The 15,496-nt window shown below is 43.1% G+C and carries 11 protein-coding genes; 9 read left to right on the plus strand and 2 right to left on the minus strand.

The annotated features are described in order from the left end of the window. The first annotated feature begins 1 nt into the window (after position 1). Both L1264_RS06470 and L1264_RS06475 read left to right on the plus strand, forming a co-directional pair. On the plus strand, positions 2-925 hold the full coding sequence (locus tag L1264_RS06470; RefSeq protein ID WP_135922877.1) for an acetyltransferase: 924 nt from the start codon (positions 2-4) through the stop codon (positions 923-925). Further along, positions 922-2,172, plus strand: a complete 1,251-nt coding sequence (locus L1264_RS06475) for a mechanosensitive ion channel family protein (RefSeq protein WP_135922876.1) — start codon at positions 922-924, stop codon at positions 2,170-2,172. The genes L1264_RS06470 and L1264_RS06475 overlap by 4 nt, the downstream gene beginning before the upstream one ends. Here the strand turns inward: L1264_RS06475 and chrA are convergent. Beyond that, positions 2,169-3,305, minus strand: a complete 1,137-nt coding sequence (gene chrA, locus L1264_RS06480; protein WP_235403813.1) for a chromate efflux transporter — start codon at positions 3,303-3,305, stop codon at positions 2,169-2,171. The genes L1264_RS06475 and chrA overlap by 4 nt on opposite strands. A gap of 123 nt (positions 3,306-3,428) precedes the next feature. Here chrA and L1264_RS06485 point away from each other — a divergent pair, with 123 nt between their 5' ends. Continuing rightward, positions 3,429-4,208 carry a substrate-binding periplasmic protein gene (locus L1264_RS06485; RefSeq protein WP_235403814.1) on the plus strand — a complete coding sequence of 260 codons (780 nt, stop codon included), beginning with the start codon at positions 3,429-3,431 and terminating at the stop codon, positions 4,206-4,208. Between the two features lie 79 nt (positions 4,209-4,287). Then, a complete protein-coding gene (locus L1264_RS06490; RefSeq protein ID WP_135922873.1) occupies positions 4,288-4,920 on the plus strand; it encodes an OmpA family protein in 633 nt (210 codons plus the stop codon). Positions 4,921-4,999: 79 nt separating this feature from the next. Here L1264_RS06490 and L1264_RS06495 read toward each other — a convergent pair whose 3' ends face one another. Continuing rightward, entirely contained in the window at positions 5,000-6,772 is a 1,773-nt protein-coding gene (locus L1264_RS06495) for an ABC transporter transmembrane domain-containing protein (RefSeq protein ID WP_235382575.1), read from the minus strand. Positions 6,773-6,849: 77 nt separating this feature from the next. Here L1264_RS06495 and L1264_RS06500 point away from each other — a divergent pair, with 77 nt between their 5' ends. The 5 genes from L1264_RS06500 (at position 6,850) to L1264_RS06520 (ending at position 15,474) form a co-directional block, all read left to right on the plus strand. After that, positions 6,850-7,254, plus strand: a complete 405-nt coding sequence (locus L1264_RS06500; RefSeq protein ID WP_062564809.1) for a DUF3224 domain-containing protein — start codon at positions 6,850-6,852, stop codon at positions 7,252-7,254. Position 7,255: 1 nt separating this feature from the next. Continuing rightward, positions 7,256-7,435 (plus strand): DUF4177 domain-containing protein, encoded by a 180-nt coding sequence (locus tag L1264_RS06505; protein ID WP_235403815.1) that lies wholly within the window; start codon positions 7,256-7,258, stop codon positions 7,433-7,435. Then, entirely contained in the window at positions 7,435-8,052 is a 618-nt protein-coding gene (locus tag L1264_RS06510) for a LysE family translocator (protein WP_235403817.1), read from the plus strand. Before L1264_RS06505 ends, L1264_RS06510 begins: the two co-directional genes overlap by 1 nt. A gap of 188 nt (positions 8,053-8,240) precedes the next feature. Then, complete coding sequence (locus tag L1264_RS06515; RefSeq protein ID WP_235403818.1) at positions 8,241-11,135, plus strand: TonB-dependent receptor; 2,895 nt, start codon at positions 8,241-8,243, stop codon at positions 11,133-11,135. A 22-nt stretch (positions 11,136-11,157) separates the two neighbouring features. Further along, a complete protein-coding gene (locus L1264_RS06520; protein WP_235403820.1) occupies positions 11,158-15,474 on the plus strand; it encodes an alpha-1,6-glucosidase domain-containing protein in 4,317 nt (1,438 codons plus the stop codon). Positions 15,475-15,496 lie beyond the last annotated feature (22 nt).

Genomic DNA, 15,496 nt, shown 5'->3' on the forward strand with positions numbered 1-15,496 from the left:
TATGTTAAAGAAGTTTCTACCAAATTGGTTAACAGGCGTTCTAGTAAGCATTGTTTTGTTTGCCAACGTAATTATTTGGGGCACGCTTGTGTTGCTTTTTGGTGTGCTTAAATTACTACTGCCATTTAAAGTAGTTAGCGATATTCTGCACGGTGCTTATCGAGGTTGGTGTAAAGGTAACCGCTTAGCACTGTGGTTAGGTTGTGAGAATATCGATATTAATATTCAAGGCAGCGTTAGTAGGGATGGTTGGTACTTACTTATCTCTAATCATATGAGCTGGCTAGATATTGTCGTACTTAGTGCGATAGATGTTTTACCCGCACCAAAGTTTTTCTTAAAAGATGAATTAAAATATGTGCCCTTCATTGGCACTGGTGCATGGGCCATGGGCATGCCTTTTATGAAGCGGGTTAGTAAAGCGCAATTGGCAAAAAATCCAAAGTTAAAGGGCCTTGATGTTGAGCGTACCAAACGCAGTTGCCGCGACTTTCGTAATCATCCAACAACTATTATTAACTTTGTTGAAGGCACACGCTTTACGTGCCAAAAACACAAAAAGCAAAATAGCCCATTTAGTTACCTTTTAAAGCCTAAAGCGGGCGGTATTGCCTTTGCTCTTGAGGTGTTAGGTGAGCAGTTTGATGCATTATTAAATACCTCGATTATTTATCAAGGCGAGGGTGATCACATCTGTCGTAACCTGATGCGTGGCCGCTTAAACGTGATTAAAGTGGATGTGCATTTACAAGCAATTAGCGCAGATATGATTGGCGATTATCAGCACGATCGTGCATTTAGAACGACTTTTCAACAGTATGTTAATAATTTATGGCTGCAAAAAGATGCGCAGCTACTAAGTTATCATCAGGCTAAAGAAGCGGATTACATTGCTAATATCAATAAAGAGGTTGAAGCGCCATGAAGCAAACTCACCTGCAAGAATTAGTGATGCCTTGGTTTGAATCAATGCCAGACGCGACACTTGTAAGTGCATTAACGGCGACAGCTATCGGCGTTGGCTCATTACTATTAATTTATATGTTTACCCGTCGTTTATTGTTGCCAGGCATTCAAAAGGTCGTTACTCGTTTGTCACCTGAGCGTATTGGTGCGCTTGCACCTATGCTCAACAAACTAAATCGCCGCTTTGCTGGTGCTTTGTGCTGTGTCCTTTATTTAGCAACTTTCGATTATGTTTATCCTGTTCATGATGTTGCTGCACTCGTTTTAAAAACAGTAGGTCAAGTTGCGCTCATTATTTATGGTGGCTTCATTTTAAGTAGTGTAGTGAGCATTGCCGGCGGTATTTATAATCAACTTGAATTTGCTCGAGACATTCCGATTCAAGGGTTAATCCAGGTTGTTAAACTGATCACTTTTATGGTTTGCGCCATTCTCATTGTGAGTATTTTGCTGGAGAAGTCGCCAACTTATATTCTCTCAGGCTTTGGTGCAATAGCGGCAGTGACCTTACTCGTATTTAAAGATACTATTTTGGGTTTTGTCGCCAGTATTCAAATTGCAGCTAACCGTTTAGTGACCTACGGTGATTGGATCCAAGTAGACAGCTATGGTGCTGACGGTGAGGTTATCGACCTTGGCTTAAACACGGTTAAAGTGCGTAATTGGGATAACACCATTACAACCATTCCAACCTATATGCTGGTTGCTGGGTCATTTAAAAACTGGCGTGGCATGCAAGAGTCTGGCGGTCGTCGTATCAAACGCTCTTTAAACATTGATATGAATAGTATTCGCTTAGTTGACGATGCGTTTCGTGAGCAAATAGACACAGCTATTCCACTGCATGACTATATTCGTGTTTCTAGCTTGCCAGATCCGGTAACCAACCTTGGCTTATTTCGTCGCTATGCAGAAGGTTATCTTAAGCAGCATGAAAAAATTAATCGTGATTTAACCCTGATGGTGCGTGAGCTACAGCCAATGAACCATGGTTTACCAATCGAATTCTATTGTTTTAGTGAAGACAAACGCTGGATTTCTTATGAGCACTTGCAAGCAGAGATAATGGATCATCTACTTGCGGTGTTGCCAATTTTCGCGCTTAGACCTTATCAGAGTGTTACAGGCCAGATAAGTGCAAGTGAGCCACAAACAGGGCTAAAGCCAAGTATTAAGGTTGCTAATCCTCCGCGCGAAAAAGCTTAAAACTGACCAATCAGTACGCTAAAAGCAATAAAGCCTAACAATAGCCACCAAATTGGTGGCTTTGCCATTCTTAGCCAAGTAAATGCGGCAACCACCAAGCCTACTTGCCACAGATTTTGCACTGCCGACTGCCAAATTGGTGAATAAAGAGCGGCGGCTAAAAAACCTACCACGGCGGCATTTAATGCTGCGATACTACCCGCAAAGCGAGGCTTATCAGCTAATTGTAACCAGCTTTTCATAAACGCTAACATTAATAAAAAGCCAGGTAAGAAGATTAGTAAAGTAGCAACAATCGCACCTATAAGTGGCGTATTTGGAGAAACCTGTGCGCCTAAGTATGTGGCGATAGTGAACATCGGTCCAGGTATGGCCTGCGCACTGGCATAAGCAGATAAAAACAGCTCGGTTTCAAGACTCGGCACACCCGCTTGTAAAATGGGTAACACAACGTGACCGCCGCCAAAGACCATGGCGCCAGTTTGATAGAATGGGGCAAACACAGAAAACCACTCACCTAAAGGTAAAAAGCTAACCAGTAACAAAACAGTAAATAAACCAAGCGGTAACCAAGCAATTTTGACTGATTTGTGTTGTTGATTCTCTGGTAGTTTAAGTTGAGGATAAAACCAACCTAAGGCTGCTGCTGCAATAAGTACTATAATTTGGCTCGATAACTGTGAAAACACAATCAGCGCAACCGTGCTCAGTACCGCGATAAGTTTGTGTAAGTGGTTTTTGCAAAAGCTCATTGCCATACTGTAGGTTGCATCGGCAACAATCACCACCGCAAAGAGTTTAAGCCCGGCTATCACCGCAAAGTAAATATCACCAAATTGGTGAGCACTAAGAGCCAAAAAGAACATAATTAAAAATGAGGGCAGGGTAAAGCCAATAAAAGCACATAGGCCACCTAATAAGCCTCCTTTTTCAACCCCCATTGCAAAGCTAACTTGGCTTGAACCGGGGCCTGGTAACGCTTGGCTTAGGCTAATAAGTTGCGCATAGCGTTCAGCGGTGAGCCATTTTAAGTTATCAACAAAATGACGTTTAAAGTAACCAAGATGTGCAGCTGGGCCGCCAAAGCTCATGCAGCCCAATAAAAAGAATTGTTTAAAGATAACAAATAACATTACTTTTGCCGTTACAGGATAGTTGTTTCTATTATGACAAAATTGTATGACATTTTTGTGGTTTTTATGACACTAGGCCGTCTACAATATAGAAAACGAGTGAACGTAGTTATGAGTATCACTATGAAGCAGTATTTTACAAGTTTGTTGTTACTACTGGCTAGCTCCTTTGCATTTGCAACTACTTTTGAAAAAGTTGTGGTGGCTGTTGATCATGCGCCGCCTTACGGCATGGTATCAGAGTCAGGCCAAGTTAGTGGGGCGATAGTCGATATCATGCGCGAAATGCAAAGCAGCCTTCCCATGAAACTTGAATTTGTCGCTTGCCCGTTTTCGCGCTGCTTAAAAATGCTCGAGCAAAATGAGCTAGATGTGATGGGCGGGCTTATCCGCACAGAGGCTCGTGAGCAAAAAATGCAATTTTTAACCCCACCCTACATGATGTTGTCATCTTCTTTTGTTTTTTATGCAAAAGCTGATAGCGAGTTTGCAGTAAATAACTATCAAGATTTAGTTGGTAAACGAATTGCGGTAATGCGAGGAGCGGCCCATTTTTCTCGTTTCGATAAAGATAAAACACTCACCAAAGTTGAAGCCTTAAGTGAACACAATGCCTTTGAAATGTTACTGAAAAATAGAGTTGATTTGGTCATTGCTGTTGAGGAAACCGCGGATCATTCAGCAGCCATTTTGCAAAGGCCATCACAAAGTGTAAAAAAGATGTCGTATCGTTTTGATGATGTGATTTTTGGGCACTTAGCATTAAGTAAGCAATTTGCTGAGTCTGAGTTTGCTCAAAAGATTCAAACTCAACTGAACAACCTAGTTCTCGATGGTCGCCTAACAAAAATAGTGGCGGAATATAACTTACCGGCTGTTTCAGCTGCGGCTATTGATAATTAACTCTTTCTTCATAGTTTGTTCATTGTTGTTTAATTATAATGGATAATAATTCGAAATTAATATTGCCATGGAGAGACACATGACTATTAGTAAATCAGTTTTAACAGTGGGCGTTTTGGCCGTTTTATTAACGGGTTGTGAAACAACTAACACAGGTAAAGGTGCAGCAATCGGTGCAGCAACTGGCGCTGTATTAGGTAAAGCAACAGGCGACCATGACGATAAACGTATCTTCATAGGTGCTGCAATTGGTGCATTAGCAGGTGCAGCAGTTGGCGATTACATGGATAAACAAGAAGAAGCATTTCGCGATGAGTTAGCAGGCTCTGGTGTTGAAGTGGTTCGTGAAGGCGACAATATTCGTTTAGTAATGCCATCAAACATTACTTTTGCGACTGATCAATCTTATATCTCGTCGGGTTTTCACAGTACTCTTGATGCAATTGCGCAAGTGATGAACAAGTATGAAAAAACCTACTTAAGTGTTGAAGGTCATACCGACAGCACGGGTAAAGATAGCTACAACATGACGTTATCTCAGCAACGTGCGCAAAGTGTAAAAGATTATCTAGTTAATCATCAGATCATATCTGCACGCATCAGCACGCGAGGCTATGGTGAAACCCGCCCTGTAGCGAGCAACGATACAGCTAATGGTCGTGCTTTAAATCGCCGCGTAGAAATTCAGATCGTACCGAATACACAAGGTTAGATATTACATCTAGATTTGTGGTCAGGTTTGATATGCCCTTTCAAACCTGACATTTCTCTTCTTATATCGACTCGCTTAATTAATCTCGATTAAACTGTAATTCGCACAATTGTTTATACAATGGGTTAGTCTCAAACAACTGTTGATGCGTACCCGTTGCAATAATTTCTCCTTTATCCATTACGACAATCACATCAGCATGTTTAACTGTTGCCAAACGATGAGCAATAATCAGGGTTGTTCTGTCTTTCATTAGATGCTCAAGGGCAGCTTGTACATGAAATTCACTTTGTGCGTCGAGTGCACTAGTTGCTTCATCAAGCAATAAAATTGCTGGGTCTTTTAAAATTGCTCGCGCTAGTACTATACGTTGTTTTTGCCCACCAGAGAGCCTGACCCCTTGCTCCCCCAAAAAGCTGTGATAGCCATCAGGAAGTTGATTAATAAACTCATCGGCATGAGCATATTTAGCCGCCGCATATACTTGCTCGTCAGTGGCGTTTGGGTTGCCATAACGTATGTTGTGCATTACGTCTGAGCTAAATAAAATTGGGTTTTGTGCCACCATCCCCATTTGCTGGCGTAAGCAATCAAGAGAGAGTGCTTTTATGTCTATGCCCGCCAGCGAAATACTTCCTGAGCTTGGGTCGTAAAAACGTTGCAGTAATTCAAACAATGTTGTTTTACCAGCGCCCGATGGGCCAACGATTGCAACAGTTTGCCCTTGTTTAACTTGTAAGTTAAGCGCATTTAAAGCGGCTTTATCTGGCCTTGAAGGGTAATGAAAAGACACATCATTAAACTCGATAGCAGGGTGATTAAGCTTGTTTGTCTCAAGTTGTGCATCATGATTTTTATCTGGGCTTTTGATCATGCTTTCAACGGCAAGTAGCTCTAATAATCGCGCTGCTGCACCTGCGGCTCTTTGTAGCTCACCGTACACTTCGGCAACCGTTGCTACAGACATCGCCACCATAATCGCATAAAACACGAAAGCACCTAGCTCACCACCTGTCATGGTGCCAGCTAATACGTCACTGCCGCCAACCCAAAGCATCACACTAATGGCACTAAAGGTCAGGAATATCACCGCGGCAATCAAAAACGAGCGTTGTTTGATGCGGCTTTTTGCTACTTGAAACGCCTTGTTGGTTTCTTCGTTAAATGCTGCTTTTTCACGTTCTTCATGACTATAACTTTGCACGACTTTTATATTTTGAATGATCTCGCCTGCGTAGGTGCTGATATCGGCAATGGCATCTTGGCTTGAGCTTGCTAGTTTTCTTACTTTTCGGCCAAAAATCATCATCGGCAGTAATACCACTGGCACGCAGGCAACAACCACAAGGGTTAGCTTTAGGTTGGTGATAAGTAGCATAGCCAAGCCACCAATCAGCATTAAGCTACTGCGTAATGCCATCGAAAAAGAGGAGCCAATGATAGATTGCAACAAGGTGGTGTCGGTGGTTAGGCGCGACATCAGCTCGCCGCTGCGGTTTTCTTCAAAGTAGCTCGGGTGTAGTGTAACGATGCGATCAAACACGGCTTTACGGATATCGTTACTGACTCGCTCGCCAATCCATGACATTAAATAAAAGCGACAAAAAGTACCTACCGCTAATAAGCTAATTAAACCAATCAGTACCATCACTGCTTGCTGTAGCTGAGCTTGTGAGCCTGCAATAAAACCATGATCAATAACAAATTTAACACCTTGTCCAAGAGACAAGTTGACTCCGGCGGTAAGCAACAAGGCGCCAAGCGCTGCAAACACTACCCATTTGTAGGGTTTTATAAAAGCTAAAATCGGTAATAAGCTGCTAAATGCGGCCTTTTCTTTGTTGTTAGACATGCTAGATTCTTGTTGGTGAATAGGGTATAGATATGGTTATCAATGCTCTAAAAATCAACAGTTATTAAGGGATTAGTATGGAATCTACAACTATCAGCGGGCAATTCACTGTAAAATTAAACCCTATTGGCGGCTATGCAACAGGTAAGGATGGCGTTAATTTAGGACGCATGTCGATTGATAAACAGTTCTCAGGACCATTAGAGGCAACAAGCCAAGGCGAAATGCTCAGTGCCATGACTGCAACTCAAGGTAGTGCAGGTTATGTGGCGATTGAACAAGTTGTTGGTAGCTTAGAAGGTAAGCAAGGTAGTTTTGTACTGCAACATTTTGGCACCATGGATAAGGGGACTGACCGATTGATTTTAGAAGTGGTGCCAGACTCCGGCGCAGGAGAGCTTGAAGGTCTTTCTGGTAAAATGGCAATTCGAATTGAATCGGGTATTCATCATTATGACTTTGAATACCAACTGATGGACTAACATGCAAAAAGTAGTTGAGTTTAAAAAGAAGCGCTTTTTCGGCGGCATCGATATTGAGGCATTAAATCAACGGGTGTTTGAATTAGGTCAAGCTGGCTGGCAAGTGAAAACAATCACCACTGCCACTGGGGTTTATGGTCAGATAACATCCGTTTTATTACTAATTGAGAATAACGAATAATGACACTAACTGAGTGGTTGAGTTTAGTTTTAATTTGCGTGATGGGGGCAATGTCGCCGGGGCCGAGTTTAGCTGTGGTTTTAAAACACAGTTTACATGGCGGTATGAAGAACGGCATGTTGGCGGCGTTAAGCCATGGTATTGGGGTTGGTTTTTATGCGTGTGCCTCGTTACTAGGTTTAGGTGCGCTGATGACTCAGTTACCAACGCTTTATCAAGTGCTGGTATATGGCGGTGCAGCATACCTGGCATATTTAGGTATTCGTATTCTGTTAGCTAAACCTAGCTCGCAAACACTGAATGTTGAGCAGGCTAAGCCGAGCCCTCGCAGCGCGTTGCAAGATGGCTTTGCCATTGCCTTTTTAAATCCAAAACTTGCGGTGTTCTTTTTAGCGTTGTTTTCGCAATTTATTGACCCTGAGAACCTGACTTTGCAAGTTGGTTTAATCATGTGTTTAACGGTATTCGTGCTTGATACAGGCTGGTATCTCCTTGTTGCACTGTTAACCGACATATCAAAAAAGCGTTTTGGTTTTACCAAAGCGAATCCGTGGTTTGAAAAATTGCTAGGGATAATCTTTATTGCCTTAGCTGTTCGCGTCGTTATTACCCTATAAAACCCTCTATATTGCGATTACATCACGAATAAAAAAAGGGTTGTGATCGCTGCTTTCCCCAGCAAGCTCCTATTGCATACGTATTCATCACACAATATTTACCTTTTGGTTACACTTTATTGGTTGTTTTTTGACAACAACAATAACCACAAATACAACACTTCCAACGACAACAGGGTGGGAATCCAATGGGGAAATTCAAGCTAAGTGCGCTTATGCTAGCTTTAGTGGCAGCAAATAGTGCAATGGCGGCGACGGAAGAAGAACGCACATCAGCGAAGGAAATCGATCCTGAGCTAGAAGTAATCGAAGTGCGCGGCTTTAGTCGCAGCTTAATTCAATCATTAAATCAAAAACGTTTTAGTGACACTGTCTCTGAGCAGCTATCAGCCGATGATTTAGGCGCATTGCCTGATGTGTCTATGGCTGATGCATTAACACGTCTGCCGGGGATCTCAGCGGTACGCACTGGTGGCCAAGCTGCCGAAATCAACATTCGCGGTTTATCCGGTGGATTTGTTTTTTCGACACTAAACGGTCGTGAGCAAGTATCTACCAGTGGTAGCCGTAGTATTGAGTTTGACCAATATCCGTCTGAGTTAATCAGCTCGGCGGCGGTGTATAAGTCGCCAAAAGCCTCACTCATTGAAGGTGGCGTAGCGGGGACGGTAGAGCTACAAACAGCCAGCCCATTGGATAACGATCAGCAACACAAATTTACTGCGAATGTACGTGGTATGTATAACGACCGTGCTTCAGAGGTATTTGATGCCACCGAATACGGCGACCGTATTAGCTTTTCTTATCAAGGCAAATTTCTTGACGATACGTTAGGTGTGGCATTGGGTTACGCGCGACTATTCCAGCCAAGTGTGGCGACGCAGTTTATCGGTTTTGCTTATAACGGCAATAAAGATGTTGATGGACTGGCCAATGATACTGATGGTCCAGTAGATAACCCTGCTAATGAATACATTAGCGAGGGTTTTGAGCTTCAGCACTTAGGTGGTGAAGAAACCCGTAATGGTTATTTAACCTCAATTGAATGGGCACCAGCTGATAACTTTAAACTAAAAGGTGATGCGTTTTTATCGCGTTTTGATAGCGAATCATTTGCCCGTGGTTTTCGGGTTAAGTTTGGTGGTCCGTCTGCGGTTTATGCTAACCCAGTACTTGACGGTAATGCGGTGATTGGTGGCGCGATTAACCGCACATCAAACAGCTTTACCCGTGTTGAAATCGTTAATGATGATAACCAAGACTTTGATGAAGTAGACAGCTACGGTATTAATGCCGATTGGCAAATTACTGAGCGTTTGAATGTCAATGCTGATGTGTCGTTATCTCGTGCTAAGAGTAATTTCCGTAATGGTTTACTGTGGGCATTGGTTGCAGAAGATGCCACCGTTGAGAACCCTGTGTTTGATACCAATGTATCGCTTAATTATCAATTGAACGGCTTAAACTTGCCTGATGTAGGTTTTAACCAAGCCGACGCATTTAGCGATATTGACCGCGTTATGGTCAGTAAATACGGTATTTATCCGTATGAAAATGAAGATGAAGTTAAAGCGTTCCGACTCGATTTTAAGTATGAGTTAGAGAATAACTGGTTTAGCTCAATTGAATTTGGTGCTCGTTACTCTGACCGTGAATACAGCAATAATCGCTCAGTATTCGAATACGGTAACGATGGTGCATTCTCTTCGACTCAACCACCGCTTCGCCTTACTGATGACATGACCACCGTAGTTGATTGGCAAGGTGAGTTTAGCTATTTCCCATCATACCTAGCGATAGATTTAGATAAAGCGCTCAACGCGTGGTTCCCAAGTGGTATTCCGCAGCCAGTACAAACCTGGGGTAATGCCGATGGTGTTGTTGATTTAGATGGTGATGGTGAGCCAGATGCACAAGGTTATACCACTAACTATTCATGGACCATGTTACAAAGTGGTTCAGTGTATGAAGAAGTGGTATCAGCCTACCTGATGCTTAACATTGATACCGAAATTGGCACTCTACCAGTCACAGGTAACATTGGTATTCGCCGAGTAGATACCGATCAGTCAGCGACGGTACTCGAAAACGTCGGTGGCGATCCGCAACTCGGTGCGCAGTATATTGTTGATGACAATGGCATTGTTAACGACCTATATGCACCAAGCGTGTTAGGCATTAAATACACAGACTACCTGCCTTCATTAAACCTGAACTTTAAAGTGAGTGACGCGACACAAATTCGTTTTGCTGCGGCAAAAGTGATGGCGCGTGCTCCGATTAACCGTTTAGCGGGCGATGCCAGTGCATCGGTTAACAATGACGGCGAAATTAACGGTTCAAGTACCAATAACCCATTCTTAAAACCTTTCTATGCTGATCAATACGATATCTCGTACGAGCAATACTTTGAAGACACCGATGGTGCACTGGTTGTTGCTGCGTTTTATAAGAATATCGACTCATTCATAGACACGGTAGCCATAGAGAACTTTGACTTTAAGGGTAATGGTTTTAACGTGCCAGACTACATTGTTGACCCTGTCAGCGGTGAGCAAATCGAAACCACTAATGGTGTGTACACAACTGCGGTTAACAATGCTAAGGGCGGTTATATTCGTGGTATTGAGCTTGCCTATACGCAAGTTTTCTCTTTCTTACCCTCACCGTTTGAAGGCCTAGGTATTAACGCCAGTTACTCGTATACAGAGAGCGAAGTGCAGTCTATCACCGATTTAGGTGGCGATTCTGTATCGCAAGACTTGCCTGGCCTTTCAAACAATGTCTTTAACGGCACACTTTTTTACAGCTATGAAAACTTTGAAACACGTTTGAATGTGCGTTATCGCGATGATTTCGTATCAGAGCAAGTTGCTGTCAATGAGCAAGTGGTGAATTTTGATGCGGAAACGGTTGTCGATTTCCAAACATCGTATCAGTTCACAGATTCATTCGGCATGTTATTACAAGTGAATAACCTGACAGATGAACCAACACAAAGCTACTTTGGAACAACCAGTAAAACAGGCACTACGCAATTTTTTGGTCGTCAGTTTTATTTAGGTTTTACCTATAACCATTGATCAGTAAGTTGGAGATAAAAATATGAAAATAATAGCTAATTTTAGCCGCTTACTGATTGCATGTAGCATGGTATTGCTAGCTGCATGTGGTGGTGGCGCAAGTAACGATATAGATTCAGGACAAGTATTATTGACCTGTAGTGTCCCGCAAGTTCCCAATGAAGCAGGGACTGAGTGTGTTGATCCGCCACCGATTAGTTGTCCGGCACCAACGGTACCCGATGAGAATAATGAAAGCTGCGTAGTAGGCGCTGATCCCACTTTACCTGATCCTGTGGTTTTCCCTGCTGATGACGAAGCCATTTTATTCTATAACCGCACCAGTGACGATGCCTACGAAGGCTATCGATTACACTCATGGAATAACGATGACTGTGATTCTTACGCAGCACCGTTTGATGCCACTGATTGGGCAAATGGTCATGAATACGATGGTATTGACCCTAACTATGGCGCGTACTGGATTGTAAAACTAAAAGAGGGTTACAACGAGTGTGCTAACTTCATCGTGCATATTGGTACCGAAGGGTCTGGCAAAGCGTTTGGTGATGTTGATTTAAAAATGCCATTGATGCAGGACGATGAAAAGTTCCAACGCATGAACTTTACCATTCATGGTGAACCATCAGTATTTGAATATCCAATTGTTAGCTTAGGTGAGCGTCCGGTGAGTATTTCTGGTGCATCAGCGCATTGGATAGATTTATCTACTGTGATTTATCAGCCAAGTAATGAGCTGACAAGTATCATTAAATTACACTCATCAAGCAGTGCTGATTTAAAAGTTGATGAAGATACAGGTGAGTTAAATGGTCAAGTGGTTGAGCTTACATCGACATCTTTAAGCGATGAGCAAATCGCTAAAGTACCACACCTTGCTGGATGGAATGCGTACCAAGGTAGCTGGGATGCAGCCGCTGCAAAAGAGCTTATTAAACAGCAGTTAGTTGTGGCAGGCTACGATGCTGATGGTAAGCTAATTGAAGCAACCTATGTGCAAACCGCTAAAGCCCTCGATGACTTATATACCAGTGGCGAAAGTGACGCTAATGAAGCACAACTTGGTGTGCATTACGCCAATAATGGCATTGATGTGTCGGTATGGGCGCCGACTGCAAGCAATATGAAATTAGCGCTGTATGATGCTGATAAAACAGAGCTTGAACAACTTGCTATGACCTTTGATAGCGCAACGGGTATTTGGTCTAGCAATGTCGATATCAGTCACGATCGTCATTACTACCGCTTTATGTTTGATGTTTATCATCCGACGACTAAGCAAATTGAAAGCTTATGGAGCACTGATCCTTATTCACTCAATGTTTCAACCAATGGTTTATATAGCCAACTAATTAACCTTGATGATGAAGATACTAAACCGACTGGCTGGGATGAGCGTATGGTGCCAACGATTGATTACCCTGAGCAAGCGGTAATTTATGAAGGCCATGTGCGTGATTTTAGTGTGCGTGATGAAACAGTCAGTGAAGCAAACCGTGGTAAGTATCTTGCGTTTACTGAGCTTGATAGCGCACCAATGCAACATCTTAAAAAGTTAGCAGATAATGGCTTAACACATTTCCATTTACTGCCACTGACTGATATTGGCACCATTGATGAAGATGCTAGTCAGCGTGTTGATATTACTGCAACCTTAGGTGATTTATGTAGCCGCATTGACGATGATGCCGATGCATGTAAAACCGAAGATAAGAGTGCATTGATAGTTGATTTAATGGCGTCATACCTACCAGGTTCTGATGATGCTCAAGCACTTGCTAATGCAATGCGTGGTGTTGATAGCTTTAACTGGGGTTACGATCCGCATCATTTTATTGCGCCTGAAGGCTCTTACGCTTCATCGCCTGAAGGTATTGCACGAGTCAAAGAAACGCGTGCGATGATCCAGTCTTTACAAGAAATTGGTTTACGTGTCGTGCTTGATGTTGTTTACAACCACACGACCTCATCAGGTGTTTGGGATAAATCAGTCTTCGATAAACTAGTACCAGGTTACTACCACAGATATAACGAAACATCAGGCGATATCGAGCGTTCAACCTGTTGTGAAAATACAGCAACAGAACATGTCATGATGGATAAGTTTGTTGCTGATTCTATGGTGATTCTAGCCCGTGACTTTGGTTACGATAGCTTCCGCTTTGATGTGATGGGGCATATGCCAAAAGCATCAATAATGACCGCGCTTAGTGCAGTACAAGCGGTTGACCCTGATACCTACTTCTATGGTGAAGGTTGGAACTTTGGTGAAGTCGCTGATAACCGTTTATTTGTGCAAGCTAAACAAATGGATATGGCAGGCACTGAAGTAGGCACCTTTAATGACCGTATCCGTGAAGCAATTCGTGGTGGTGCATTCTTTAGCAATAATGCCACAGATGGCAATTTATCTGAGCAAGATACGTTGCGTTTATCACTGGCAGGTAACTTACAAAACTACATTCTTAAAGACTTTAAAGGTAATTCAGCAAAAGGCAGTAGCTTTAGTTGGAGTGGTCAGCCTGCGGCTTATGCACTTGACCCAGCTGACAGCATTAACTATGTCTCTAAGCATGATAACGAAACATTGTGGGATCAGCTGCAATATAAACATGGCACTAACTTAAGTATTGAAGAGCGTGTGCGTGTTCACAATATGGCTTTAGCTATGCCGCTGATGAGCCAAGGTATTCCATTTATGCAAATGGGTGCTGATATGCTGCGTTCTAAATCAATGGATCGTAACAGCTATGATTCTGGTGATTGGTTCAATTTTGTTGATTTCAGTAAAGAAACCAACAACTGGAATGTAGGTTTACCACCTGCGCAAGATAACCAAGCGAAGTGGGGCGAAATTGCACCTATTTCGGCAAATACGAATGCGCAAGCGATGGCTAGCGACATTGAATACGCAAGTAATGTATTTACTGAGTTCTTAGCAATTCGTAGTGCCAGCCCACTATTTAGTTTAACCACAGAGCAAGACATCTTAGACCGCGTTGGCTTCCACAATATTGGTAAGCGTCAACAGCAAGGCTTAGTCGTGATGAGTATCGATGATGGCGTTGGTTTGACTGATCTAGATAGCCAATACGATGCCATTGTTGTGGTGATGAACGGCACTGAGCAAAGCTTATCGCATACGGTATCAACGGCTGCGGGTTTTGAGCTCCATCCTGTTTTAAAAGCGAGTGTTGACTCTAGTATGTCAGCGGCAAGCTTTATAGCTGGTGAGGGCGAAGGTACCTTTAATGTTCCGCCATATACTGTTGCTGTGTTTGTGAAACCACAAGCTGATGCACAAGGCGAAGGCCTAAGTGCCGATGCGACTGTGGGGGCACCTGATATCGTACCATTTGGTAGCACGACGGTTTATGTTCGTGGCTCGTTAAACGACTGGGGTACGGCAAATAGCTTTGAATATGTGGGTAATGGCGAGTACAAAATTGCCATTCCTCTAACTGCGGGTAGTTATGAGTTTAAAGTCGCTTCAGAAGATTGGTCTACTGTTGATTTTGGTGCGCTTTCTGCTGATGTTGCTGAAGTGATCGAAGGTGAAGATGAGCCGCTAACACGCAGTGGTGCCAATATGATCTTTACGGCGGCAATGGATGCTGTTTATGTGTTCTCATTCGATGCCACAGACACCGATAACCCAGTACTTAAGGTTTATAACGAAGAGCCATTTGTTGGCACTGCAATTTATGTACGCGGTAGCTTAAATGATTGGGGTACCAGTGACGAACTGATGTATCAAGGTAAAGGTATTTATACCTTCACTAAACAGTTAACAGCGGGTAGCTATGAATTCAAAGTAGCCTCTGAAGACTGGAGTACGGTGGATTATGGCTCAGGTGAAAGCAGCGCGGCAGTCACTGTGGGTACAGAAAAACTGCTCGCAGTAAAAGGTGCAAACATGACAATGGATATTGCAAACGATGGTCAATATCAGTTTGTGTTTGATGCCAGCAACCTTGAAGAGCCACTCATGAGTGTATTTAATGCAGAAATGTTTGGCGCAACTCAGGTTTACTTACGCGGTAGCGTTAATGGCTGGGGCACAGATAACCCACTGATTTATGCTGGTGATGCGATGTACAGTACCACCATGACATTAGAAGCAGGTGATTATGAGTTCAAAGTCGCTTCTGAAGATTGGAGTACCGTAGATTATGGCGGCAGCGGTGATGCCCCTGTTGCTGTACTTGGCGAAGCCGCTTTACTAGAAGCCGTTGGCGCCAATATCGCCCTGAGTATTGCAGCTGCTGGCGATTACCGTTTTACAGTGCAAGGACCTGATCTTAGTAAACTAACAGTGACAGTTGAAGCAGTGGAGTAGCTTTCCCTGCAGTACCCTTAAG

The sequence above is a fragment of the Pseudoalteromonas sp. APAL1 genome, from assembly GCF_021532475.1.
Lineage (GTDB): Bacteria > Pseudomonadota > Gammaproteobacteria > Enterobacterales > Alteromonadaceae > Pseudoalteromonas > Pseudoalteromonas lipolytica_C.

What these genes read in the sequence shown, in the direction of transcription:
- L1264_RS06495 (WP_235382575.1), bottom strand. Translation starts at nt 6,772, where the DNA reads ATGTCTAACAACAAAGAAAAGGCCGCATTTAGCAGCTTATTACCGATT.
- L1264_RS06475 (WP_135922876.1), top strand. Translation starts at nt 922, where the DNA reads ATGAAGCAAACTCACCTGCAAGAATTAGTGATGCCTTGGTTTGAATCA.
- L1264_RS06500 (WP_062564809.1), top strand. Translation starts at nt 6,850, where the DNA reads ATGGAATCTACAACTATCAGCGGGCAATTCACTGTAAAATTAAACCCT.
- chrA (WP_235403813.1), bottom strand. Translation starts at nt 3,305, where the DNA reads ATGTTATTTGTTATCTTTAAACAATTCTTTTTATTGGGCTGCATGAGC.
- L1264_RS06485 (WP_235403814.1), top strand. Translation starts at nt 3,429, where the DNA reads ATGAAGCAGTATTTTACAAGTTTGTTGTTACTACTGGCTAGCTCCTTT.
- L1264_RS06505 (WP_235403815.1), top strand. Translation starts at nt 7,256, where the DNA reads ATGCAAAAAGTAGTTGAGTTTAAAAAGAAGCGCTTTTTCGGCGGCATC.
- L1264_RS06515 (WP_235403818.1), top strand. Translation starts at nt 8,241, where the DNA reads ATGGGGAAATTCAAGCTAAGTGCGCTTATGCTAGCTTTAGTGGCAGCA.
- L1264_RS06510 (WP_235403817.1), top strand. Translation starts at nt 7,435, where the DNA reads ATGACACTAACTGAGTGGTTGAGTTTAGTTTTAATTTGCGTGATGGGG.
- L1264_RS06520 (WP_235403820.1), top strand. Translation starts at nt 11,158, where the DNA reads ATGAAAATAATAGCTAATTTTAGCCGCTTACTGATTGCATGTAGCATG.
- L1264_RS06470 (WP_135922877.1), top strand. Translation starts at nt 2, where the DNA reads ATGTTAAAGAAGTTTCTACCAAATTGGTTAACAGGCGTTCTAGTAAGC.
- L1264_RS06490 (WP_135922873.1), top strand. Translation starts at nt 4,288, where the DNA reads ATGACTATTAGTAAATCAGTTTTAACAGTGGGCGTTTTGGCCGTTTTA.